Raw genomic sequence first — 21,464 nt, forward strand, 5'->3', positions numbered from 1 at the left:
CCGCCTTCTCGCAACCTCCTACGTGACAGGCCGCGCCGCCTCCTTGACCGCCTGGCCCGTCGTCGCCATTCCGGCCGCATAGGCAGCCCCAGCGCCAAGCAGCAGAGCGCAGAAGCTGGCAAACATCACGTAAGCGAAGTGTTTGCGCGCTTCGTCAATCTGAGCTTGTGACGGAGTTCTAGTGGCTGCCCCGACCGTCTCGCGTCCGGGAACACCCGACAAATACGCGACACGGGCGCTGGCAGCATAGGACGGTCCCACCAGATTGCTGGCAATGCTGGTCGCAGAAGTCGGAAGCATCGCCGCCGCCGCGATCACCACGACGGTGGCGACCGCCCAAGCCGCCAGCGCGTGTCCAACGCGACCGAGGCCGGTCTGATCCGGCGAGTTCGCGGCCGCAACCGCACCTCCCACAAACGCGGCGATGATTCCTGACACCGCCCACCACACGAATGCGGCCCAGCCGGCGCCCGCGGGGGCGGATTGAGCGGTCGGTATGTCGATCGCAAGCAGTCCGATGCCGAACCCGAGCATGGTCAGCAAGATCTGTACAACCAGCGATGCAAACACACCGGCCAGCACGGCCGACCAGGTCCAACCGAAGAAAGCGTTTGGAAATCTGAGCATAGCCATGACCTATTCCTCCACTGCTGTTTTTGGTTCCAATGCTGCCAGCAAACTTTGGTTCCTCATTTTCGGAACCACCGGAAGCCTCCGTCGATTGAACTGCAAACAGTTCTAGGAGGATGGACATGACATTTGGCAGAGGCGCACTGCTCTGGCTTTTGGGAATTCCGCTTCCCGTGATCCTGCTGCTGGCGCTCTTCTGGCGTTAGCTGTATCGCGAGTTGTATCGGGCGATGCCGATTGTGGCCGATAGATTGGAAGAGCGCGCGAATGCATAACTTGAGAGCTTAGCGCTCACGCTGCAATCGCGCGGTCTTCGACCAGCGCGATCGCATCGCGCAGCACCTGAACGCCGGCACCCGGCCTGACGCCCTTCTCCGCCAGATGGCGGCGAAAGGCGCGCGCGCCGGGCACGCCGTGAAACGCGCCGACGAAGTGCCGCGTCATCGCATGCAGCCTTGTGCCCTGCGCCAACTGGTCCTCGATGTAGGGCAACATCGCCTCGAAGACATCCTTCATGGTGGCGTGCGGCGCCGCTTCGTCGAACAATTCTGGATCGACGTCCAGCAACCGCCACGGCTCCTGATAGGCCGCCCGACCCAGCATCGCGCCGTCGACATGCTCGAGGTGGCGCTTCGCCTCGGCAATGCTGCCGATGCCGCCATTGATGATGACGGGCACGTCCGGCAGTGCCGCCTTCAGCCGGTAGACCCTGTCGTAATCGAGCGGCGGGATGTCGCGGTTTTCCTTCGGCGACAGTCCGTTGAGCCACGCCTTGCGGGCATGCACAATCAGCGCGTCGGCACCTGCCGCGACGACGCCGCGCGCCAGCACGTCGAGCGCCACTTCCGGATCCTGGTCGTCGATGCCGATCCGGCATTTGACGGTGACGGGAATCTTGACCGCGCGCTTCATGGCAGCAACGCCATCGGCAACCAGCGCCGGCTCCGCCATCAGGCACGCGCCGAAGCGGCCGTCCTTCACGCGATCGGACGGACAGCCGACATTGAGATTGATTTCGTCGTAACCGAACTCCTCACCGATCTTCGCGGCGGTTGCGAGATCGGCCGGATCCGACCCGCCTAGCTGCAGCGCCACCGGATGCTCGCTTGCGTCGAAGCCAAGCAGCCGCTTGCGGTCGCCATGAATGATGGCGCCCGTCGTCAGCATCTCCGTGTACAGCCGCGCGCGCCGGCTCATCAGACGGTGGAACACGCGGCAGTGCCGGTCGGTCCAATCCATCATCGGAGCCACAAAAAAGCGATAGTCTTGCGATTTCAATGATTTACCTTATCATCTCAATAGGATGAAACGCGAACATGTGCACTCCAAATTAGCCGAAATTGCACACGTTTGTACCCGTTTTGACCTCTCGGTGCACACGTAGCGCACACGAATTGGGGAGTGCACACGGCCATGGCCAGCTTCACTCAGTTGCCCTCCGGGAACTGGCGCGTTCAGGTCCGTCGCAAGAACCGCTATGTGTCAGAGACCTTCCGCCGTCGCAAGGACGGTGAAGACTGGGCGCTCGACATGGAGCGCAACATCGACCGCCGTGGATCACCGAAACCAAAGGCTGCTGCGCAGGCTCGCTCATTCGGCGACATCATCGATCTTCATGTCGAAGATATGCACGAAGTCGGCCGCCCTCCCCGCCGCTCCAAGGCCGCTGTCTTGGAGGCCCTGAAAGAAGCCTTGGGAGGAGTGAAACTCTCCCAGCTCAATCGTGAGCGACTGATCGAATTCGGGCGAAAGCGGGCGAAGCAAGGTGCCGGGCCGGCCACACTGGCGATCGACTTCTCATTCATCAGAACCGTTGCCACACATGCCGCTGCTGTACATGGCATTGAGGTCTCGGCTGAAGAGGTTCGACTAGCGCGTTTTGCAATGAAGCATTTGGGACTTGTCGGCAATTCGGAGGAGCGAGACCGACGGCCAACCCAAGATGAGCTCGATGAGCTTATCGAATACTTCGAAACCAATCGTCGGCAATTCATCCCGATGGGCCGCATCGTTCGGTACGCTGTTGCGACAACGATGCGGCAGGAAGAGATTTGCCGGCCCGACTGGCCCGATGTCGATATGCAAAAGCGGGTCCTAGTCATTCGCGACCGCAAGGATCCCCGGGCAAAGGATGGCAACGATCAGAAGGTCCCGCTTCTCAACCTGACCGGCTACGATGCGTGGGAGATCATGCTCCAGCAGCGCATCATCACTCGGGGCTGGGGACGTGTATTCCCTTATAACCACCGCTCAGTCAGCGCGGCCTTCACGCGGGCCTGCGACGAGCTGAAGATCGAGGACCTGCATTTTCATGACCTGCGACACGAGGGGACTAGCCGTCTCTTTGAAGCAGGGCTCACAATCGAGAAGGTCGCGCTTGTGACCGGCCACAAGGATTGGCGCACGCTGCGGCGTTACACCAAGTTGAAGCCGGAAGAACTCCACAAGCTACAAACGGCGCCACAACCATCTTTGGAAGAGTTCATCCAAACGCTCACGACAAACGAGCCTGCGATCGCAGCGGTCCGACAGCAAGTCTAGAGATCCAAGGCCGCGAGTTGCGCTCTGATGGTGCGCTCGGAGGGAGGCCGCATTTTTGTGATTTCAACGGGTTACGGAAGTAGATAACGAGTTGGCATTTCGCGCTCAAAAGTGCTTTCTAAACGTTACCGCGCCGGCGAATGAATTACGCTAATTCGTCTTTAAGCAACTTCCAGGGCTCTATGCCGGGGCCATCGGCAATCCGCACCACGTTGTCGATCGACACATTGCGTTCGGAACGTTCAACTCCACTGAGATGGGTCCGGTTCAACCCACTCTCGTGCGCGAGTTGACTCAGGCCACGCGCAGCCCGAAGGCGGCCCATGTTTTCGCCAGGATGTCGCCCGTCCATCCGAAGAAATGGCCAGGAAGCTTGGCGGCCGCTTTTCCATGAGACCTGGCGAGAAACTTGGTCCCCGAGCTGATGTGAGCTGGACGAGATTAAGCAGACCAAATGTGTCTGGTCCGCTGATTAAAAGTCCCAAATTGGCGCTTCGCCACCATTTCCAAATGCACCCTGTGTTACGACGACTCGAGGACGACGTGGTGATCTACGCAGGCGCCACCATCCTCGGGCGCATACGGTCGGACGGGGCTCGACGATCGGCGGTAACGTCTGGCTGACCAGGGATGTGCCGCCCAACAGCGTTGTGACGCAGGCGACGGCCAAGAATACACCCGGCGCGTCCTGACCAGGCCCTGCCCGGTTCACGCCGTCGCCGGCTCCTTCCAGCGCATGAAACGCCGCTCGAACGCCAGCAGGATCGAATTGAAGGTCAGCCCGATGGCGGTGATGCCCAGGATGCCAAAGTACATCTGCGGGATCAGGAAGCTGTACTGGCTGTTGATGATGAGATAACCGAGGCCGGCCTTGGCACCAACCATCTCGGAGGCAACCAGCACCAGCATGGCGGAGGCGCTGGCCAGACGAATTCCGACAAAGATGGTGGGAAGCGCCGCCGGCAGGATCACCTTGCGGAACAGTTGCTGTGGGCTCGCCCCCATGGTCCGAGCCGACTTGATCAAGAGCGGGTCGACCTGCTTGACCGCGGCGATGGTGTTGAGCAGGAGTGGCCAGGCGCAGCTGTAGATCACCATCGTGATCTTCGACAATTCACCGATGCCGAGCAGCAGGATAAACACGGGCAAGAGCGCAAGCGGCGCCGTGTTGCGGCAGATCTCGATGAACTGATTGAGCAGATCGCCCAGCCGGGCGTACCAGCCGATTGCGAGGCCCAGCGGCACGATCAGGGCAACCGAAATCAGGAAGCCGCTCAGCGCGCGCAGCAGGCTCGCCGAGACGTCGTCGTAGAGCTCGCCGGTTTGCGCCAGATGCCAGCCCGCGGCAATGACCTCGGAAAACGGCGGCAGAAATACGGGATCGATAAGTCCAAACCTGGGAGCGGCCTCCCACGCAGCGATCAGTGCGATCAGCAACACAGACCGTTGTCCCAGAGCGGCGAGTCGGCGGATCGAAGGGCGCAGGAAATTGCGAGTCGGCAACGATTGCGCATCGGTCCCGACTGCGGGGATGGGCCCGCCGCGGGCGAGCTCGAGCAGCGACAGCATCTCAAGGCTAGACATGTGCGACATCCTCCAAAACCCTGGCGCCGCGCCCGGCTCCGGCAGCGGCCGCCTGTTGCTGCGCCTTCAACACCTCCTCGCGCAGCAGAGACCAGACTTCGTGCCGCACGCGGCCGAACTCCGGCAGCGAGCGGACGTCCTCCTCTTCGCTTTGCAGCGCCGGAGGAATCTCGACAACGTGCTTGATACGGCCCGGCCGCGACGTCATCACGGCAACCCGCTGGCCAAGCACCACCGCTTCGTCGATTCCGTGGGTAATGAAGAGAATGGTCTTGCCGGTCGCCCGCCAGATGCGCGTCAGCTCATCCTGCAACGTCTCGCGCGTCTGCGCATCAAGCGCGGCGAACGGCTCATCCATCAGCAGCACTTCGGGGTCATAGGCAAGACTGCGGGCGATGGCGACGCGCTGTTTCATGCCGCCGGAAAGCTCATGCGGATAGCGGTCGGCAAATCCTGCAAGGCCAACGAGCTCGAGATAGTGCAGCGCCCGTTCGCGACGCTCCCTGCGCTTCATTCCCGCGATGTCCAGCCCGAACTCGACGTTCTGCGCGGCAGTGCGCCATGGAAATAGCGCATATTGCTGAAACACGATGCCGCGGTCGCGCGCCGGTCCTTCGATCGGCCGTCCGTCGAGCAGGATGCGGCCGCTGGTCGGCGTCGCCAGTCCGCCCAGCAGATCAAGCAAAGTCGATTTCCCGCAGCCACTCGGGCCGACCAGGGCGAGGAATTCGCCGGGCCGCACATCGAGGGTGATGTCCTCCAGCGCGACGAAGCGGCGCGCCTTCCCCCCGCCCTCGCCGCGGACGGAGAACTCCTTGCGGACGTGCTCGAAGCCGATCTTCACCGACGTCATCTGGCCTCCGCGGTCTTGCCCGGGCGATAGTGGTTGAACTCGTTGGTATAGACGTCGGAGGCCTTTATCTGACCCGGCTTGAACAGGCCGTCCTTCTCGAGCCAGTCAATCCAGACCTGGATCTCGCCGTCGCCGATGACGCCGCCCTTGGAGGCGACACCGGTGCTCTTCCAGTATTTGATCGATGAACCGTCTTCGTTACGCTTGCGTTCTGCGATGATCCTGTCGAAGCGCGCCCGAACTTCTTCCGGCGGGGTGGTCTGTGCCCAATGAATCGCGCGCGAAATCCCTTCGACGATCTTGCGGGCGGTGTTGGGATTCTCCTTGATGAATTTCTCGCGCAACACATAGGCGCCGCCGGTGAACTGGCCGAACAGGTCTTTGTCGGCGAAAAGGGCGCGGATGCCGCCGCGCTCGAGCGCCTTGTCGCGCAGGACGCCGTTGAGCGCGCTCACCTCGACCTGGCCCTGACGCAGCGCCTGCTCGCCGGTCACCGGCGGGATCGCCACCAGCGTCACCTGCTTTGCTTCGGCCGCGCTGAGACCGTTTCGCGCCAGATATTCGCGGAGCACGAACTCCAGATGCGCGCCTAGCGTGTTGACCGCGACCTTTTTGCCGATGAGGTCGCGCGCGGTCCTGATCGGGCTGTCCTCCTTCACGTAGTAGCCGTAATAGGTGTTGGCATCTGAGCCGTAATAGCCGACCACCGCCTTGATCGGCGCCTTAGCGGCAATCAGCTTGAGGATCGCGCCGTAAAAGCCGCCGCCGATGTCGATATCGCCGGTGACCACGGTCTGGATGTCCTGCGGCCCGCTGATGGTATTGCCGACCCATTTGAGTTTGAGCGGGGCCAGATAGCCGAGGTCCTCAGCAAGCTCCGGAAAGGTCACCTGCCCGGCCCAGCCCTGGTAACGGATCTCGGTTTTCTCGAGTGGCGGCTCGGCAAAGGCCTGGCCGGCCAGGCCGAGCGTCACAGCGCAAGCGGTCCAGAGGACGCGCAGCAAATCGCCGGCGCCTCGCGAACGGCGGCGCCTTGCACGTATGGATCGAAACAGGGATGTCATGGCTGGGTTCCTCTTGGGTGCGGGCGGTGGTCAGGCGGCTTTGGCCGCTTGCGGTTTGGTCGCCTTGATGCGGGTCGTGCTGCGGCGCCCGTCAAGGCTGACGGGCACGTCGCCATCGATGGTGGCACGGCGCACGACGCGATGCTGGTCGCCGTAGTCGTTGACCGCATAGTGCTGCGTGGCGCGATTGTCCCAGATCGCGACGTCGCCGGTCTGCCAGTTCCAGCGCACCGTGTTTTCGGGGGCGGTGATGTGCGACTGGAACAGATCGAACAGTTTTTGGCCGTCATATTTCGGCAGACCGACGAAGCGCTGCACGAAATTGCCGAGCACCAGCGTGCGCTCGCCGGTTTCGGGATGAACCCGAACGACGGGATGCTCGGTCTCGTAGATCGTTCCGGTGAACACCTCGTCGAAATGCTTTCGATCAGCATCGGTGGCGCGCGACTTCACCGCATAATCATAGGCATTGCTGTGGACGGCCCAGAGTTCGTCGGCGAGCCGCTGCAACGGCGGCGGCAGGTCAAGATAGGCCCCAGCCGTGTTCGACCATACCGTGTCGCCTCCGAAGGGCGGGATCACCACGCCGCGCAGCACGGAAATCTTGGGATAGGCGTCGACAAAGGTGACGTCGGTGTGCCACTGGTCGGCGCGCCCGCCGCCCCTGGCGGAATCCAGTTCGAGAATCGACGACGTGCCCTTGATCGCGCCGACGGTCGGATGCGGCACCAGTCTGCCCAGCCGGACGGCAAAGCGCTCCTGCTCCGCATCGTCGAGATGATCCTGGCCGCGAAAGAAAATGACCTTGTGCTCGAGCAGCAGCTTGTTGATCGCGCCGATGGTTTCGTCGGAAAGGTCTCCCGATAGCTTGACGTTCCTGATCTCGGCTCCGAGCCGCGCCGCGCGTTTGACGATATCCGCGCGCGGAATGACGTTATCGATGGTGGTCGTTTGGGTCATGATCGTGCTCACCGCCGCGATCCTTGCCTAAAACTGCTCCGCCATGCGCCGATCGCGGGAACGAGGGCGGAGATGAAAATCGTTCGCCGCTCTATTCGGGCGCCACGGGATGCGGCGACCGCCAGATCGCCGACGCATAGAGTTCGAACGGGAAATCCTCGGCGATCGATCCGTTAACGACATTGTGGTCGATGCCCTCACGGCCTGGCACCCAATTCTGCGGATCAGGCCCGATCAGCCGAAGCGTTTCGCGGGCAACAGCGTCTTGACCTGATTGCGACATGTCGATCGACCTCGTCCGTGGCCAACAAATCGTAAGAGCGGTCCGCAGACAGTCAATGAAATGAAATCAGCGTTGTTTTCGCGCACCGACAATGATCGCGTCGCCGTCGATACCGGCGTTGAAAAATTTGCAGCGATTGTCATTGAGGACGCCATGGCAGCATGCATCGCGACACCGGATTGAGCGCGTGAAGCGCAAATTGTTGCTGCATTTGGGCAGCAATCGATGTCAGGAGGTGCACACTCACTCCGAACGCGGATCAACCACGCGATTCATGCTCGCGTCCCACATAACATTGCAAATTCATTTCATCGACAGCGTCGCGATCGCAACCGTAAAGTTCGTTGTGTGAAGCGCAAGCAATCAAGCGCAGCGGTGATGGACATCGGCGATGCCACGGTCCGGCGGAACGATCAGCCTTGAAAGGGATACTCCCGAGCTTGCCCGCAGCTACGAGCAAGCCGGCATTGTCCAGTTCCAGCACGGCAAGTTCCTGATCGGACCGCTGGCGCTGAAGGCGAGCGAGCGCGTCCTCGACATTGGTACTGGAACGGGACGGCTCGCCGAATTCGTCGCCGGTCTGGTCGGCCCGCAAGGCCGCGTCATCGGGATAGATCCTCTAAGTTCGTACGGCCGTGCCTGGCGCCGCCTTCGCGGAGGACCAACCGTTCCGGCTGACCAGCCTGGCGTTCGTCCAGCCGGACGATCCCGCGATGCGTCATGCGATTATCACGTCGCTGCGTGACGCAGGCGCCGAAGTCACGGTCAATAATCTCTGGGTGCTTGGCTGGCTTGGCCAATATGACAAGCTCGCGATGACGCGCCGCATCATGGCCAAGAACTACAGCATCGATATCGACCGGAATCGGGATGCCATCCTATATGTCGGCGATTCCGCCAACGACGCGCCGATGTTCGGCTTCTTCCGGCACACGGTCGTGCGTCAGCACCGTATTGCGCTATTTGCCGAATATCCCACGCCGCCGAGCTGGATCACTGACGGTCCGGGCGGCGCCGGCTTTGTCGAGGCCGCCAACGCCGTGATCTCATCGCGCTCCTTGCAGCCCTCATAACGCACATTACGTGTGCGCTTGGCCGATCGACAAGCCGAGCGGGCTCAGGCGCGGGAGCGGTGCTTCGCCGTCCGGCCGCCGCAGCAGGTTGAGGATATGACGTTTCAGCCGCACGAACTCGTCTCGGTGACAAGCTCGCCGTGTCGCGGCCGTGCGAACGGCAGGCGAATGTCATCGATCACGCGACCGGGGCGCGCGCTCATGACGATGATGCGGTCGGCAAGAAACAGCGCTTCCTCAATATCGTGGGTCACGAATACCGTGGTGGTCGGCATCTTGGTCCAGATGTCCAACAGCACTTCCTGCATCAGGCTGCGTGTCTGCGCATCCAAAGCGCCGAACGGTTCGTCCATCAACAGTACCCGTGGCTGGTTGATGAGCACGCGCGCGATCTCGACCCGCTGTTGCATGCCGCCCGAGAGCTGCGAGGGATAGAAGAGCTCGAAGCCCTCGAGACCGACGAGCTTGAGTAGCTCCTGGGCAGCACGCCGCCGCTCCGCCTTGCCGATGCCGCGCATCTTCGGTCCGAAAGCGATATTGTCGCGGACGCGCTTCCAGGGGAACAGCGTGTGCTGCTGGAAGACGATCCCCCGATCGGGACTTGGACCGAGAACCTGCTGATCGTCTACGGTCAGTTGCCCCTGCGTGAGCGGAAGATGCCCAGCCAGAGCGCCGAGCAAGGTCGACTTGCCGCAACCGGAGGGACCGACAATGCATACGAACTCACCCGGCACCACCGCAAAATTCAGATCGCGGATGGCCTCGAACGCATCAACGCCCTCCCCGAGCGAAATCGAGACGCGCGCAACCTCGATGCGGCTCACTGTCTGCGCTGCAATATCGGAAACCCGGATGTTCATCGCGCCACCGCCGGATGCCGCCATGGCATCAGATAGTGCCCCAGCGTCGTCAACAGCCAGCTTGAGCCCATTCCGAGCAGGCCGATAACGAGCATGCCAACAACGATATCGGCATAGTTCTGCAGCGTGTAGGCCTCCCAGGTGTAATAGCCGATGCCGAACTGGCCGGAGATCATCTCCGCGGTGACAAGACAGAACCAGGACGTCCCCATGCCGATAGCGAGCCCAGTGACGATGCTGGGCGCAGCTCCCGGCAGCACGATCTCCCGCAGGATCGCCGCCGGCGTGCCACCAAGGCTGTGCGCGGACGCGACGAGCCTGCGGTCGATATTGGCCACGCCGTGCACAGTGTTGAGGATGATCGGAAACAATGCACCGATGAAGGTGATGAATATCATCGATAGTTCCGACGACGGAAAGATCAGGATCGACAACGGTATCCACGCCACCGCCGGAATCGGACGCAACAATTCGAGCGGTGGCAGCAGCAGGTCGCTGGCTGCGCGCGACCGGCCGATCGCGAAACCGAAGGCAATACCGATCACGACCGCGGCGCCATAGCCTGCGAACACCCGCCATAGACTGCTGCTGACATGGGCCAGCAGTTTCGGAGACTTCAGCAGGACGATCGCCGACTGCACAACCTCGGTCGGCGGCGGCACATTGCGGAACGTCACGATGCCGAGATTAACGTGGAGCGAGGAGGCAAGCTGCCAAAACCCGATACAGGCAAGAATCGAGGCGGCACGCGTGAGCCACCGCAGTCCCGGCATCCGCTCGGCGAGGCGTTGGAACGCCATCGGTTAGCGGCTCGCTACCAGGGATGCGCGTGCGCCGGCGTAATCGATGACTTCACCGCCGTGCTTCTTCGACCATTTCTCGGCGCCGTCCTTCAGCAAGAACGCACTCAGCTCCCCCTTGCCCGAGCGAGCGAACCACGCCTGGTTTGCGAACAGCTTGATGCCGGTCTCACGATCCTGTGCATAGACCACGCGAATTGCCTTGCCCTCCTTCTCGAGCGCGGCCAGCGCCTTCAGGGCGTTCTCGGGAGAACTGAAGTGACGAAGCTGAGGCTCGTCCTTGACCCAGATCTGCGCCACCCGGCTGAAATCGGTGATCTCGGCTCCGGTCGTCGCATCCTTGGCCTTCAGGGGAAGCTGGGCGTAGTTCTTCAACTCGGTATCGTAGTCACGGCCGGCCTGCGACCAAGCCACGCGAATGAACTTGTCGGTCACGAACTGATTGATGTCGAGGCCGCTGTCAGCGCGCTTGAGATGCCTCAGTGTCTTGATCGAGGTTGCGACGGCCTGACGATATTCCGGTTTCCAGACCCCGCTGCGCGTCTGCAGGCCAAGCGGCCCATGAAACAGGTAGACCACCTCCGCTTCTATTCCCGTCACCTTGGCGATCAGCTCGCTGTATTTCTCCGGTTCCTCTGCGATCAGGCGGTCAGCCTCCAGCGCTGCGCGCAGATATGCAACGACGATCTCAGGATATTTGTCGGCATAATCGGCATCGACCAGCGAGCCATGAAAGGTTGGCGTATTCGCCTGTGAGCCGTCGAAGATCTTGCGTGCGAAGCCGCGCCATGGAAAAACCTCGGCGAAAGGAACGAAGTCCGCATGGGCCTCGATCTTGTTGGCCTGCAACGCAGGACCTGCCACCTCAGGCGCCTGCGTGATAATGTTGACGTCGGTTTCCGGGTTCCAGCCCTTTGCCTCGATGGCCCGCAGCAACATGCCGTGCGAGGTCGACGCGAAGGGCACCGAGATCGTCTTGCCCTTCAGGTCGGCAATCGACTGCACCGGAGAATTCACCGGCACCACGATGCCGTTACCGCTGCCCCTGGTACTGCCCGAGAGCACGCTGATAAAGAGGCTACGCCGACCCGCCTTCTGGAAGGCCACGCCGTTCAACGAACCCGGAAAATCCGCCATGGCGCCGAAATCGAGCTTGCCGGCCACCATCTCGTTGGTCAGCGGCGCACCGCTGGTGAAGTTCTTCCACTGGATGTCGTAAGTAACGTCCTTGTACTTGCCATCGCGTGGCAGGAATTTCTCCAGGAGCTTCAGTTCGCGGATCAGAAGCCCTCCGGTCGCGCAATTGATGGTCGTGTCCTGTGTTCCGACTGCGACGCGAATAGTTTCGGCACGAGACAGGCCGGTCAGGCCAAGCACCGCAACCGCGACGGCGGCGGACATTCTCACAACGGCAGAAGATATCATTGGGCTGTCCTCGACGATCGATGGCCGGCACACTGCCGCCGATATGAACGATCGATCCGACTATCGGACCTTCACAATGACGGCTGAAGCAATTACTTGCGTGGCCGTTTCGTTGCCTGCGCCACGTCGCGCTTCCGTCGCAATGCGGCTTGCTTGCGCGTCAAATGATTTTCTCGTCACGGCACGCCCGGCAGATAAATCGTTTCGACAACGAACTCGTTTACGCATGAACCTTTGCTAAGTGCATTTGGAATCGATCAAACAAGTGGACTTTGACATTGCGCCGCATTTAGCTATCCGCATCGCAACGCGAAACCACGGCAATGACGACACTCGAAGAGGCACTCGAAACGGATTCCGTGATGGGCCGGACTGGCGCCGCCGTTCAGCTCGATTGGCCGGCCAGGGAACCCGTCGCTGTCACGCAGCACCCACGGGCGCGCGACGAGTCCGCGCTGTTCATGAGCGAGTCCATCGAAGGGTTGAACGTCGGCGCGCATTTTCTCGATCGCCTGTCGGCCGATCAGTTGGCGCAGGTGCAGGCCGCCGGCCGCACCTTTCCAGTGCGGCAGGGCGCCATGGTATTCAACCAGGGCGAACAGCATGACGGGATCTTCGTCATCCGCCGCGGCCAGGTCCGGGTCTATTACACCGCGCCCTCGGGTCGCGAGATAACCCTCGCCTACTGGACGCCCGGGCATTTCATCGGCGGTCCGGAGATATCCGGCGGCGGCGTGCATATGTGGTCGGGGGTCGCCATCGAAGATTGCGAGATCACGGCATTGCCGAGCGCCTCCCTGCAGAAGCTTCTGGTGCAGATGCCGGCTTTCGCGCTGGCGCTGATCGACGGATTGATCGCCAAGGGCAAGTGCTACTCCTCGATGGCTCAGATCCTCGGGACCCGTTCCGTGATCGAGCGGCTGGCCCAGTATCTGTTGAACCTGTCGGAGCTCTACGGAATCGCCGACGGCGACACGGTCATCATCAATCGCAAGGTGACCCACGACCAGATCGCGGCAATGGTCGGATCGACCCGCCAGTGGGTCACGATGATGCTTAAACGGTTCCAGATGAAGCACATCATCGGCATCGAAGACAGTATCATCCGCATCAAGCGCGTCGACCGGCTCGAGGCGATCTTGTTCAAGGACTAGTTACGCGCTCCGATCTGTGCCAGCGCCCATATCGCGGTCTTGCGCACGTCGGGATCTTCGTCGTGGACGCGCGTGGCAAGCGCGTCGCGGGCTTCCGCATCAGCGATATCGCCGAGCGCGGCGGCGGCATCCTTGCGAAGCGAGGGCAGTGCGTCAGCGAGAAACGGGATAATGGCGCCGACCGCTGCACGGGCGCGAAGCTTCCCGAGGTTCTGCAACGCCTTCTGACGAACCTGCCAGTAGCCGTCCTGCAGCGACGCGATCAGTGGATTTACCGCCGAAGCGTGCCCGATCCGTCCGATCGTCTCGGCCGCTGCCGCCCTTACCTGCCACTCCCTGTCGGATAACGCGCTCGCAGCAGCCTGGGCGGCCGCGTCGTTCCGTGCAAAGGACAGCGCATTGATCGCCGCAAGCCTGACATCCGCGCTAGCATCACGGGTCGCGTGGATCAGCGAAGGCAGCGTTTCGACCTGCTTCAGATAGCCGATCACGCCGACGGCCTGTACGCGTACCGCCGCATCACCGTCTCCGAGCGCGGCAACAGCCGGCCCGAGCGATTCACTCACCTGCAACGCCTTGAGCGCCCGAAGGATGGCAGCCCGGACAAAGGCCGACGAATGCGCCACCAGCGGAAGCAACACTGCGCTGGCCCTGGAATCCCTGATCTCGGCAAGACTGCCTGCGGCCTCCTGTGCGACCGCCGCGTCGGAATCGACGAGAGCGCCGATCAGCGCCTTGGCCACATCAACGCCATCAAACTCGCCAAGCGCGCGCGCCGCCTGCAGCCTGACCTCTGCCGCCGGATCGCCCGCAGCTCTCACCAGTAGCGGAATAGCCTCGCCGCTCGACGTTTCCACGAGATCGATCACGGCAAGACGCCGCACCGACGGATCGGGACTTGCTAGTCGCTCCGAAATCTCGTCGAGGTCGCCGAACGCCTCGAAGGGTTCAACTCCCATCATCTCAGCGCAACAGATAGGGAATGTTGACGGTCACCGCCCCGGTCGGACAGTCGGCCTCGCAGGGCATGCAGTACCAGCATTCGTCATATTTCATGTAGGCCTTGCCGGTTAGATCGCTGATCCGGAGCACGTCGAGTGGGCAGACGTCGACGCAGACCGTGCATCCCTTGTCGGCGATGCATTTGGCCTCATCGACGATGACGGGGACGGTGGTGGGTGTGTGGGCAATTGGCATGTGCTACCCGTATTTCAGGCCTGCTGGCGGATGCGCTGACGATCGTAGGCCGAGCGCTCGGATTCGTCTATCGGGACAATGTAGGGCGCGACCGGGCGCTTCTCTGCGGTCATCTGCCTGTTCTGCTGGCGCAAGATGCTATGGCAGAACCATTCATCGTCGTTCTTCTCCGGATACTCGACGCGGTGATGATAGAGACCCCAGCGGCTTTCGGTCCGGAACAAGGAGGCGAACGCCGCCATCTCCGCGCAGTCTAGGATGGACGCCACCTCCAGCGACCGCATCAGTTCGTGCGCATCGCGCACCACCATGGCGTTTTCCATGTCGTCGCGGATTTCAACAAAACGCGCCTGGCCGAGCTTCATTTTCGCCGTGACCTTCGGCGGTTGGAGGTAGTCGTTCACGAAGCGGCGCGTCTTGTATTCGAGCTGGTTCGGCGGAATCCCGTCTTCGCGTTTGGTCGGCGCCAGCACGCGCGCCTGCTCGCGGGAAACGTCGCCGGGATCGTACTCGGGAAGATCAATGCCTTGTGCGAAGTCCGCAGCATGTTCGCCGGCCACGGCACCGTTGGTGAAGGCGCCGAGCATGTAATTGTGCGGTACGCTTGCCATGTCGCCTGCAGCGTAAAGCCCGGGCACCGTGGTGCGCGCGAACTCGTCGACATAGACGCCGGAGGCGCTGTGGCCGGAGCAAAACCCGATCTCGGAAATGTGCATCTCGATCATGCGCTCGCGGTAGTTCGTACCACGATTTTCGTGGAACCGGCCGCGTGACGGACGCTCAACGTTGTGCAGTACAGCCTCGATCTTGCCGACGGTGTCGCTATGCAAATGGTTGAGTTTCAGGAACACCGGTCCCTTGCCGGATTGCAGTTCGTTGTAGAACTCCTGCATCATCTGGCCTGACCAATAGTCGCATTCGATAAACCGGTTGCCTTCGCTATTGGCGGTATAGGCGCCGAACGGACCGGCCACATAAGCGCAGGCGGGACCGTTGTAGTCCTTGATCAGGGGATTGATCTGATAGCACTCGAGATTGGCGAGCCCCGCGCCTGCGTGATAGGCCATCGCATAGCCGTCACCGGAATTGGTGGCATTCTCGTACGTACCCCAGAGATAACCGGATTGCGGCAAGCCGAGGCGCCCTGCGGCGCCCGCGCAGAGGATCACGGTCTTGGCCCGCAGCACCAGGAATTCCGCGCTGCGCGTATTGATCGCGATGGCGCCAGCGATCTGCCCGTCCCGTCCCGTCAGCAGACGCGTCGCCATGTAGCGGTTCGAGATCAGCACCTTCTCGCGGCGAAGCTGGCGATAGAGCGCCTTCTTGACCGTATCGCCGTTCGGCATCGGCAGCACATACGAGCCGAGGTGGTGAACCTTCTTGACGTCGAAATCGCCGTTCTCGTTCTTCTGGAACTTGATGCCGACGCGGTCGAGCTCCTGAATGATGTCGAAGCAGTGCGACGCATATTTATAGACCGGCGCCTGGTCGCAGATGCCGTCATTGGCGATGGTTATTTCCTTCGTGTATTGCTCTGGCGTCGCGTAGCCCGGGACAACGGCGTTGTTGAGCCCATCCATGCCCATCGCGATCGCGCCCGAGCGCTTGACGTTGGCCTTCTCCAGCAGCACCACGCGGGTAGCGGGATTGCGGCGCTTGGCCTTGTACGCGGCCATCGGCCCGGCGGTGCCGCCACCGATCACGAGAACATCGCAGGAAACTTCCGTCAGGCCGTCCTTGATCTCATCCATGGCGCGATCTCAATGCTGTGTGGCAAGCTCGCGCAAATAGGACCAGGGATAAATGCCGCGATCGTGTCCGTCCGAAAACGACAGACGCAGGGCGTAGTTTCCGATCGGCTCGATCGCAGACACAAAAAGCCCCGGCGGGATCACGAGCTCGATCCCTTCGATCTGCCGACGAATTTCGCTTGCCGCGCGACTTGCCCGGCGTAACGTCTCCGCGTCGAGCAGCCGGGTTCCACAATCCCGCCAGGTCAGTGCCAGGACCGTGGAGCCTTCGCGGATTTCGATGTTGGTTGGTTGCACTTTCGCCTCGTGTGATCATTGTTCGACTTTTAGGCCAGTCGAAGCATTGCGGCCCGCAATAAATTGCTTTGCGCGGCTTCGCTCGCATGCCGGCCGGCGCTCGACCTGCCCGCCCCGCTTTGCCGCCGTTTCGGCGCCGTACCAGGGAAGCAGCTGGCGCACCGTGCGTTCGAACAAGAGATCGGCTGCAAATCCCATCGCTCCGAGCACGATAAGGCCGACGAACATCTGATCGACGCGAAACACCTGCTGCGACATCTGGATCAAGTATCCGACGCCGAATGCTGTGCCGGCCAACTCCGCGGCCACCAGCAGGACCAGTGCGACGGAGAGGCTGACGCAAAGTCCGGCGATGATGAAAGGCAGCGCACCGGGAATGACGACATAGGCAAAGTTGCGCCAGCCGCGCGCGCCGAGGCTCGCCGCCGCTCTTCCCAGAAGCGGACTGGCGTCGCGCACCCCGATATAGTGTTCACCCAGACCGGAAAGAACACGCCCCAGGCGATCAGGAAGATCTTCGATGCCTCACCGATTCCGAACCAGAATATCACAAGCGGCACGAATGCCAGCGACGGTACCGCCCGGAACATCTGCACCAGCGGATTGATGGTTTCGTGCAATAGCGGCAATTGCGCCATCGCTACGCCCAGCAGAGAGGCGAGCACCGACCCGGTGACAAAGCCGACAGCTGCCCGCAGCAGGCTGGCGCCGAGATGGCGGGCAAGCTCGCCGTCGACGATCAGCGACCAGCCGGACTGCACAATCGTGCTTGGCGCAGGCAATATCACGTTCTTGACGAGACCGCTCCGGCTGAGTGCCCCCCAGGCACCAAAGAAAGCAAGAGCGCCAACGACGCCGGCGATCGTATTGCGGCTAAGTTGCAAAGCCATGCGCCTACTCTGCCGTCTCAAGGCCAATCGCCCGCTCGAGATGCTCGTATAGTTCATTGAAGCGCGGCGAAGTCCGCCGGCGCGGCCGCGGCAGATCCACCTTGATGTCCTCGACGATCTTTCCCGGATTGGGCGACATCACGATCAGCCGGCTCGCAAGAAACAGCGCCTCGGCGATGTTGTGCGTCACGAACAGGATGGTCGGCTGCTCCTGACGGTGAATGTCGATCAGCTTCGCCTGCAGGGAGCTTCGCGTCATCGCGTCAAGCGCCGCAAAGGGCTCGTCCATCAGCAGAAGCGAGGGGCGGGTGGCCAGCGGCCGCGCAATGGCAATGCGCTGCTTCATGCCCCTCGACAGCTCAAACGGGTATTTTGCGCCCGCCTCGGGTAGGCCGACGAGCCGGAGCAGATCGCGCGCGATCTCGGCACGTTCCCTCGCCGCCTGCCCGGCCATCCGCAAGCCGAACTCGATATTTGCCTGCGCCGTCAGCCACGGGAACAGCGAATAGTCCTGAAACACGACGCCGCGTTCGGCACTCGGGCCTTCGATCGCCCTGCCGTTGACCTGGATATCACCGTGCGAGGGTACGACGAAGCCGGCAAGAATGTTGAAAAGCGTGGTCTTGCCGCATCCGCTTGGTCCGAGCACGCAGACGAACTCGGCATGGTCGATGGTGAGCGAAATATTGCCGAGCGCCGTCGTCCGGCCGCGCCCGGAGTCATGGACGTGGCCGAGATCGATGCACGTGATCAGCGGCTGATCGAGGCCAACTTGCGGCGCGACTTCCACCCTTGCATTCATGCAAGCCCGCCCCGCCGCTATTCCCTGCGCGCCCTGTCGAGCACCGACGTCACCACGACCGTGTTGAAGTCGGGAATTTCGGCATCCGGCCGCACGAGCTTGTTTTCGACCGCCCACTTGGCCTGCTCTTCGAGCAGCGCAACCAGTGCTGCCTTGTCAATATCGAACTTGACGTTCGTCCGCTTCCAGAACACTTTGGCGATCACGGGGTCTAGCTTGATGCGCTCGGCCGTCAGTGTCGCCGCCACGTCGGGATTCCGCTTGATATTGTCATCCGCCTCGGTCAGGGCTTTCAGTGCCTTGACGAGCAGATCCGGCTTGTTGTCGATGGTCGATTGCAGGGTGATGACCGCCGAATAGGTATTGTAGTGGCCTTCGGCGCGGATGATATGGAACTTGTCCGACCCTTGGGCGACCGCTTGCGACAGATGCGGCTCGGTCCAGATGAATCCATCGATCGCCCCGCCCGCAAGGCTGCTAACGAAGTCGCCAGGGTTGAGGCTAACCGCGGTAATGTCCGACCACGACAAGCCTTCCTGCTTGAGCAGCTTGAACAGGTAGTAATGCGCGTTAGTCCCTTGCGAATAGCCGATGCGGCGGCCCTTGATGTCCTTGTTGGTCTTAATGTCCTTGATGGCAACAAGATCGAACGGCTCATGCCGGTTCAACGTGGCGATGATCCGCACTGGCAGTCCGTTGAGGGTCGCGAAGACGACCAGCGTCTCGGCCGCCGTTCCGATCACGACACCGCCGCCAACCAAGGCATCCAGCACCAGGCGGCCGCTCGCGAAAGTCGATACATTCGGAACCAGCCCCTGCTTTTGCCAGGTCTTGTCATGATCGGCGACGAAGAACTGCCCCCAGCCGAGCGCAATGCCTTCGCCGATGGTGATGTCCTGGGCGCGCGACGGCGCTGCCGTCAACGCCACAATGGCGAGTGCCATGGCGCCTACCACACGCGCGAGCCCTCTTCTTCCGACAACAGCAGCAATGGGCATCACGTTAGAATCTCCTCGCGTTGATTGACATGACTGGAACGGGCCGTGCGCAAATGGCGCGCGCCGAACGGCAGGCCGCTTGCGCGATGGAAACGGTCTGCGATCGAAGCTGCATGACGATCGGCAAAGGCGGGCGCGATCAGCGTGATACCTTGTGGCAGGCCATTGGGCAGGTCACCCAGCCGGCAAGCGTCGACCGGTCAAGATGGACGCCTTGGCCGGCCAAAATCCGCACCTGCCGGTACAGCGGCAAATACCAGGCGAACTTCGAGACCACCACGTGGCTCACCAGGGCCGTCGACACCATGCCACTCTCAATCAGGCGCGGCAGCACCTTCGCCTGGACCACACCGTCGGTGCAGCCGCGGCAGGCGTATTTGGGACGGATCGTCCGCAGCACCCGCAAGATCGCCGGGATGATGTCCAGTACCTCACTGACGTCCTCGCCGATCTTGTGGAGCTGGCCCTGGCAGCACGGGCAGGCGGTCGCCTCAGGCTCCAGCACCTGCTCAAAAGCGCGGCAGGTGCTTGGGCAGCGCGCCGATGTTGCGGCGCGCCTTCTTGCGCGGCTTATCAGACGGCTTCGCCGCAGCCGCATCGTCGTTGGCGGCCGCAGGCGGGGTGGCGCCGGCCTCAAGGTCGTCAAGCTCAAGCGCGAGTTGCGCGCGTCCACTCGAGCTGCGTTGCACTTAGATGCACCACACCGTCGCGGATCGGCGGCCAGGTGAAACGCCCCTGGTGCAACCACTTCGTCACCAGCACCATGCCGCTGCCGTCCCACGCAAAAGCTTCACTCTGTCCATGCGTTTGCTGCGGAACACGAAGACGTCGCCACAATACGGGTTCGCACGGAGCGCTTCGCTCACCAGCGCCGACAGCGTGTGGACCGACTTGCGAAAGTCGACCGGCTGCGCCGCAAGCACCACCTTGAGGTCGGAGCGTAGTGCAATCACCGGATGCCCCGAAGCGCTGACAGCACCGTCGAAAGTGTCGTCAGCTCCACGCCCGGCTCAACCCGGATGCGCGCCCCACTCAGCTCGATCTCGATCACCCCGCAGGGCTTGGCCGGTGGCGCGGCGATCTCCGTTTGTGCCGCCAAAATACGTTCGGACTCGCCAGCTGTCCCGCCACCGCTTCCGGCGCCAATTTGGATCGGCACGAAGTTCGGCGCCTTGCCGGCCACTGCCGCCGCAACCTGGCGTCGTCACACCGTGAGCAGCCCGCGGGAAACGCCATTGCGCCGCGCCACCTCGGAGATGTTCGCACCTTCCTCAAAGCTCTCCGCCGCCATCCGGGCCTTCTCCTCGCCCGTCCACCGTCGCCGTCGGCGCTTCCCAGTGATCACCTCGACGCGACGATAGGAGTCACCTTCCTGCCTGGCATCAAGCATGGCATTTGCCATCGTTCCACCTCCAGCGAACCGCTCATGCCAGGCTGTATCGCAGGCGAACCTCGCGATCGCGAGGTGGGGACCTCATGCCGGTTACCGATGAGGCGTCAGCGCAGCGCCAGCATCGAGCCGAGCCTGCCGCCGCTAGTCTCGCGTCGATGGCAGGCTCATTCGAGTGGTCAGGTGGTCGCCGCTCGGCAGAGAGGCCGTCGCTTGCTGATGGGGAATGCTCGGCAGCGGCGGCCCTTTTCGCTCGATCATCTCTTAGACGAGCTTGCTAACCGCACTCGGAGGGCCTGCTATCTCGCCATCCATGGCACTCGCCACGGATGCGGCTCGATATCATTGCGGCCCCGCGATTGATGCGGAAGTGATCTTTGTGCGCTATGAGCACGTCCCAGACGTGATCCGGAACGGCCATAGGAACATCGGACATGGTGATGTGCTGGCCGGGCCGCGCCGCCACGACGACAATTCCGCGCGAGAGCAAGGAAGCGGCATACCCCCCATCGCTCTCGGCCGTGAACATCTTCTGGTTCTTGGCTAGCATGTAAGCGACGATCTTCTTTTTCTCTTCGGTCATGAAGGGGATGTAGTCGCGCACCGCGCGCTTCGCGCGACGTAGCTTGACTGCATGCAAAACCCAAGTCTGCACGGGGAAAAATTTCAAAGCGGCGCTGATAAAGCTGGCGATGGCGAGAAAGCCGCATATCAGGCCGGCGATTGCCGCCAGCTGTATCATCCAGGGATCGAGCGGCGGCAGCCAGCTCCACCTTGCAAAAAGCAAGAAGAGTCCGCAGGCGGCCGAGACGGCGGCAGTTTGCCAGCCGCTCGCTTTGAGAATTTCCAGCCATCTTGGGTCGGGTATCGCCAAAATTGCACCTCTGGATGCCACCCCCGTTTATCACACAC

The 21,464-nt window shown here is 62.0% G+C and carries 28 protein-coding genes and 3 pseudogenes; 5 read left to right on the forward strand and 26 right to left on the reverse strand.

What is annotated here, in order from left to right; translation table 11 throughout:
* Positions 1-18: 18 nt before the first annotated feature.
* Together J6524_RS08440 and dusA are read right to left on the reverse strand one after the other, a co-directional pair.
* Positions 19-633: a hypothetical protein gene (locus J6524_RS08440; RefSeq protein ID WP_225669935.1), complete on the reverse strand. Its 615-nt coding sequence runs from the start codon at positions 631-633 to the stop codon at positions 19-21.
* A gap of 288 nt (positions 634-921) precedes the next feature.
* Positions 922-1,908 (reverse strand): tRNA dihydrouridine(20/20a) synthase DusA, encoded by a 987-nt coding sequence (dusA, locus tag J6524_RS08445; protein WP_225669936.1) that lies wholly within the window; start codon positions 1,906-1,908, stop codon positions 922-924.
* Positions 1,909-2,043: 135 nt separating this feature from the next.
* Here dusA and J6524_RS08450 point away from each other — a divergent pair, with 135 nt between their 5' ends.
* Positions 2,044-3,171 (forward strand): site-specific integrase, encoded by a 1,128-nt coding sequence (locus tag J6524_RS08450; RefSeq protein ID WP_225669937.1) that lies wholly within the window; start codon positions 2,044-2,046, stop codon positions 3,169-3,171.
* Positions 3,172-3,316: 145 nt separating this feature from the next.
* Here J6524_RS08450 and J6524_RS08455 read toward each other — a convergent pair whose 3' ends face one another.
* Positions 3,317-3,523, reverse strand: coding sequence for a helix-turn-helix domain-containing protein (locus J6524_RS08455; RefSeq protein ID WP_312002355.1), 207 nt, complete (start codon positions 3,521-3,523; stop codon positions 3,317-3,319).
* Between the two features lie 179 nt (positions 3,524-3,702).
* Between J6524_RS08455 and J6524_RS08460 the strand changes: the two are divergent.
* A pseudogene (locus J6524_RS08460) lies at positions 3,703-3,863 on the forward strand (serine O-acetyltransferase); the annotation flags it as partial.
* A 16-nt stretch (positions 3,864-3,879) separates the two neighbouring features.
* On the opposite strand, the gene J6524_RS08465 reads toward J6524_RS08460, so the two are convergent.
* The 6 genes from J6524_RS08465 to J6524_RS08490 form a co-directional block, all read right to left on the reverse strand.
* Positions 3,880-4,755, reverse strand: a complete 876-nt coding sequence (locus tag J6524_RS08465) for an ABC transporter permease (protein ID WP_225669939.1) — start codon at positions 4,753-4,755, stop codon at positions 3,880-3,882.
* On the reverse strand, positions 4,748-5,608 hold the full coding sequence (locus J6524_RS08470) for an ABC transporter ATP-binding protein (protein ID WP_225669940.1): 861 nt from the start codon (positions 5,606-5,608) through the stop codon (positions 4,748-4,750). Before J6524_RS08470 ends, J6524_RS08465 begins: the two co-directional genes overlap by 8 nt.
* Positions 5,605-6,672, reverse strand: a complete 1,068-nt coding sequence (locus J6524_RS08475) for an ABC transporter substrate-binding protein (RefSeq protein ID WP_225669941.1) — start codon at positions 6,670-6,672, stop codon at positions 5,605-5,607. The genes J6524_RS08470 and J6524_RS08475 overlap by 4 nt, the downstream gene beginning before the upstream one ends.
* A 30-nt stretch (positions 6,673-6,702) precedes the next feature.
* Positions 6,703-7,632, reverse strand: coding sequence for a TauD/TfdA dioxygenase family protein (locus J6524_RS08480; RefSeq protein WP_225669942.1), 930 nt, complete (start codon positions 7,630-7,632; stop codon positions 6,703-6,705).
* Positions 7,633-7,723: 91 nt separating this feature from the next.
* Positions 7,724-7,915: a hypothetical protein gene (locus tag J6524_RS08485; protein ID WP_225669943.1), complete on the reverse strand. Its 192-nt coding sequence runs from the start codon at positions 7,913-7,915 to the stop codon at positions 7,724-7,726.
* A gap of 259 nt (positions 7,916-8,174) precedes the next feature.
* Complete coding sequence (locus tag J6524_RS08490; protein ID WP_225670250.1) at positions 8,175-8,510, reverse strand: hypothetical protein; 336 nt, start codon at positions 8,508-8,510, stop codon at positions 8,175-8,177.
* Here J6524_RS08490 and J6524_RS08495 point away from each other — a divergent pair.
* Together J6524_RS08495 and J6524_RS08500 are read left to right on the forward strand one after the other, a co-directional pair.
* Positions 8,427-8,660 carry a class I SAM-dependent methyltransferase gene (locus J6524_RS08495; RefSeq protein WP_225670214.1) on the forward strand — a complete coding sequence of 78 codons (234 nt, stop codon included), beginning with the start codon at positions 8,427-8,429 and terminating at the stop codon, positions 8,658-8,660. The genes J6524_RS08490 and J6524_RS08495 overlap by 84 nt on opposite strands.
* Complete coding sequence (locus J6524_RS08500) at positions 8,551-8,988, forward strand: Cof-type HAD-IIB family hydrolase (RefSeq protein ID WP_225670251.1); 438 nt, start codon at positions 8,551-8,553, stop codon at positions 8,986-8,988. Before J6524_RS08495 ends, J6524_RS08500 begins: the two co-directional genes overlap by 110 nt.
* 6 nt (positions 8,989-8,994) lie before the next feature.
* On the opposite strand, the pseudogene J6524_RS08505 reads toward J6524_RS08500, so the two are convergent.
* The 3 genes and pseudogenes from J6524_RS08505 to J6524_RS08515 form a co-directional block, all read right to left on the reverse strand.
* Positions 8,995-9,848 (reverse strand): annotated as a pseudogene (locus J6524_RS08505) (ABC transporter ATP-binding protein).
* A complete protein-coding gene (locus J6524_RS08510) occupies positions 9,845-10,648 on the reverse strand; it encodes an ABC transporter permease (RefSeq protein WP_225669944.1) in 804 nt (267 codons plus the stop codon). The pseudogene J6524_RS08505 and the gene J6524_RS08510 overlap by 4 nt, the downstream one beginning before the upstream one ends.
* A 3-nt stretch (positions 10,649-10,651) precedes the next feature.
* Positions 10,652-12,049, reverse strand: a complete 1,398-nt coding sequence (locus tag J6524_RS08515) for an ABC transporter substrate-binding protein (RefSeq protein WP_376712004.1) — start codon at positions 12,047-12,049, stop codon at positions 10,652-10,654.
* A 485-nt stretch (positions 12,050-12,534) separates the two neighbouring features.
* Between J6524_RS08515 and J6524_RS08520 the strand changes: the two genes are divergently transcribed.
* Positions 12,535-13,227, forward strand: coding sequence for a Crp/Fnr family transcriptional regulator (locus J6524_RS08520; RefSeq protein WP_225670215.1), 693 nt, complete (start codon positions 12,535-12,537; stop codon positions 13,225-13,227).
* On the opposite strand, the gene J6524_RS08525 is transcribed toward J6524_RS08520, so the two are convergent.
* From J6524_RS08525 to J6524_RS08585, 14 genes and pseudogenes are all read right to left on the reverse strand, one after another.
* Positions 13,224-14,189 (reverse strand): HEAT repeat domain-containing protein, encoded by a 966-nt coding sequence (locus tag J6524_RS08525; RefSeq protein ID WP_225669946.1) that lies wholly within the window; start codon positions 14,187-14,189, stop codon positions 13,224-13,226. The two genes, J6524_RS08520 and J6524_RS08525, sit on opposite strands and share 4 nt — an antisense overlap.
* 1 nt (position 14,190) lies before the next feature.
* Positions 14,191-14,424, reverse strand: coding sequence for a 4Fe-4S dicluster domain-containing protein (locus tag J6524_RS08530; protein WP_225669947.1), 234 nt, complete (start codon positions 14,422-14,424; stop codon positions 14,191-14,193).
* 14 nt (positions 14,425-14,438) lie between these two features.
* Positions 14,439-16,175 carry a fumarate reductase/succinate dehydrogenase flavoprotein subunit gene (locus J6524_RS08535; protein WP_225669948.1) on the reverse strand — a complete coding sequence of 579 codons (1,737 nt, stop codon included), beginning with the start codon at positions 16,173-16,175 and terminating at the stop codon, positions 14,439-14,441.
* A 9-nt stretch (positions 16,176-16,184) separates the two neighbouring features.
* Positions 16,185-16,472 carry a gamma-butyrobetaine hydroxylase-like domain-containing protein gene (locus tag J6524_RS08540; RefSeq protein WP_225669949.1) on the reverse strand — a complete coding sequence of 96 codons (288 nt, stop codon included), beginning with the start codon at positions 16,470-16,472 and terminating at the stop codon, positions 16,185-16,187.
* 15 nt (positions 16,473-16,487) lie between these two features.
* A complete protein-coding gene (locus J6524_RS08545) occupies positions 16,488-16,850 on the reverse strand; it encodes an ABC transporter permease (RefSeq protein WP_225670216.1) in 363 nt (120 codons plus the stop codon).
* Positions 16,736-17,362 (reverse strand): ABC transporter permease, encoded by a 627-nt coding sequence (locus tag J6524_RS37610; RefSeq protein ID WP_225670252.1) that lies wholly within the window; start codon positions 17,360-17,362, stop codon positions 16,736-16,738. The genes J6524_RS08545 and J6524_RS37610 overlap by 115 nt, the downstream gene beginning before the upstream one ends.
* Positions 17,363-17,366: 4 nt before the next feature.
* A complete protein-coding gene (locus J6524_RS08555) occupies positions 17,367-18,164 on the reverse strand; it encodes an ABC transporter ATP-binding protein (protein ID WP_225669950.1) in 798 nt (265 codons plus the stop codon).
* Between the two features lie 17 nt (positions 18,165-18,181).
* Positions 18,182-19,108: an ABC transporter substrate-binding protein gene (locus tag J6524_RS08560; protein WP_225669951.1), complete on the reverse strand. Its 927-nt coding sequence runs from the start codon at positions 19,106-19,108 to the stop codon at positions 18,182-18,184.
* 193 nt (positions 19,109-19,301) lie between these two features.
* Entirely contained in the window at positions 19,302-19,667 is a 366-nt protein-coding gene (locus tag J6524_RS08565; protein WP_376711991.1) for an IS66 family transposase zinc-finger binding domain-containing protein, read from the reverse strand.
* A 4-nt stretch (positions 19,668-19,671) separates the two neighbouring features.
* Positions 19,672-19,851 carry an IS66 family transposase gene (locus J6524_RS37850; RefSeq protein WP_376711992.1) on the reverse strand — a complete coding sequence of 60 codons (180 nt, stop codon included), beginning with the start codon at positions 19,849-19,851 and terminating at the stop codon, positions 19,672-19,674.
* Positions 19,811-20,115, reverse strand: a pseudogene (gene tnpB, locus J6524_RS37070) (IS66 family insertion sequence element accessory protein TnpB). The gene J6524_RS37850 and the pseudogene tnpB overlap by 41 nt, the downstream one beginning before the upstream one ends.
* Positions 20,112-20,345, reverse strand: a complete 234-nt coding sequence (locus J6524_RS08575) for a hypothetical protein (RefSeq protein ID WP_225669952.1) — start codon at positions 20,343-20,345, stop codon at positions 20,112-20,114. The pseudogene tnpB and the gene J6524_RS08575 overlap by 4 nt, the downstream one beginning before the upstream one ends.
* A 21-nt stretch (positions 20,346-20,366) precedes the next feature.
* Positions 20,367-20,564: a transposase gene (locus J6524_RS08580; RefSeq protein ID WP_225669953.1), complete on the reverse strand. Its 198-nt coding sequence runs from the start codon at positions 20,562-20,564 to the stop codon at positions 20,367-20,369.
* Positions 20,565-20,829: 265 nt separating this feature from the next.
* Entirely contained in the window at positions 20,830-21,426 is a 597-nt protein-coding gene (locus J6524_RS08585) for a super-infection exclusion protein B (protein WP_225669954.1), read from the reverse strand.
* Positions 21,427-21,464 lie beyond the last annotated feature (38 nt).

It is taken from the genome of Bradyrhizobium hereditatis (assembly GCF_020329435.1).
Classification (GTDB): domain Bacteria; phylum Pseudomonadota; class Alphaproteobacteria; order Rhizobiales; family Xanthobacteraceae; genus Bradyrhizobium; species Bradyrhizobium hereditatis.

Coding starts and splice junctions, on each gene's coding strand:
- J6524_RS08440 (WP_225669935.1), bottom strand. CDS start 633: ATGGCTATGCTCAGATTTCCAAACGCTTTCTTCGGTTGGACCTGGTCG.
- J6524_RS08450 (WP_225669937.1), top strand. CDS start 2,044: ATGGCCAGCTTCACTCAGTTGCCCTCCGGGAACTGGCGCGTTCAGGTC.
- J6524_RS08455 (WP_312002355.1), bottom strand. CDS start 3,523: ATGGACGGGCGACATCCTGGCGAAAACATGGGCCGCCTTCGGGCTGCG.
- J6524_RS08465 (WP_225669939.1), bottom strand. CDS start 4,755: ATGTCTAGCCTTGAGATGCTGTCGCTGCTCGAGCTCGCCCGCGGCGGG.
- J6524_RS08470 (WP_225669940.1), bottom strand. CDS start 5,608: ATGACGTCGGTGAAGATCGGCTTCGAGCACGTCCGCAAGGAGTTCTCC.
- J6524_RS08475 (WP_225669941.1), bottom strand. CDS start 6,672: ATGACATCCCTGTTTCGATCCATACGTGCAAGGCGCCGCCGTTCGCGA.
- J6524_RS08480 (WP_225669942.1), bottom strand. CDS start 7,632: ATGACCCAAACGACCACCATCGATAACGTCATTCCGCGCGCGGATATC.
- J6524_RS08485 (WP_225669943.1), bottom strand. CDS start 7,915: ATGTCGCAATCAGGTCAAGACGCTGTTGCCCGCGAAACGCTTCGGCTG.
- J6524_RS08510 (WP_225669944.1), bottom strand. CDS start 10,648: ATGGCGTTCCAACGCCTCGCCGAGCGGATGCCGGGACTGCGGTGGCTC.
- J6524_RS08515 (WP_376712004.1), bottom strand. CDS start 12,049: ATGTCCGCCGCCGTCGCGGTTGCGGTGCTTGGCCTGACCGGCCTGTCT.
- J6524_RS08520 (WP_225670215.1), top strand. CDS start 12,535: ATGAGCGAGTCCATCGAAGGGTTGAACGTCGGCGCGCATTTTCTCGAT.
- J6524_RS08525 (WP_225669946.1), bottom strand. CDS start 14,189: ATGATGGGAGTTGAACCCTTCGAGGCGTTCGGCGACCTCGACGAGATT.
- J6524_RS08530 (WP_225669947.1), bottom strand. CDS start 14,424: ATGCCAATTGCCCACACACCCACCACCGTCCCCGTCATCGTCGATGAG.
- J6524_RS08535 (WP_225669948.1), bottom strand. CDS start 16,175: ATGGATGAGATCAAGGACGGCCTGACGGAAGTTTCCTGCGATGTTCTC.
- J6524_RS37610 (WP_225670252.1), bottom strand. CDS start 17,362: ATGGCTTTGCAACTTAGCCGCAATACGATCGCCGGCGTCGTTGGCGCT.
- J6524_RS08555 (WP_225669950.1), bottom strand. CDS start 18,164: ATGAATGCAAGGGTGGAAGTCGCGCCGCAAGTTGGCCTCGATCAGCCG.
- J6524_RS08560 (WP_225669951.1), bottom strand. CDS start 19,108: ATGGCACTCGCCATTGTGGCGTTGACGGCAGCGCCGTCGCGCGCCCAG.
- J6524_RS08580 (WP_225669953.1), bottom strand. CDS start 20,564: ATGGCAAATGCCATGCTTGATGCCAGGCAGGAAGGTGACTCCTATCGT.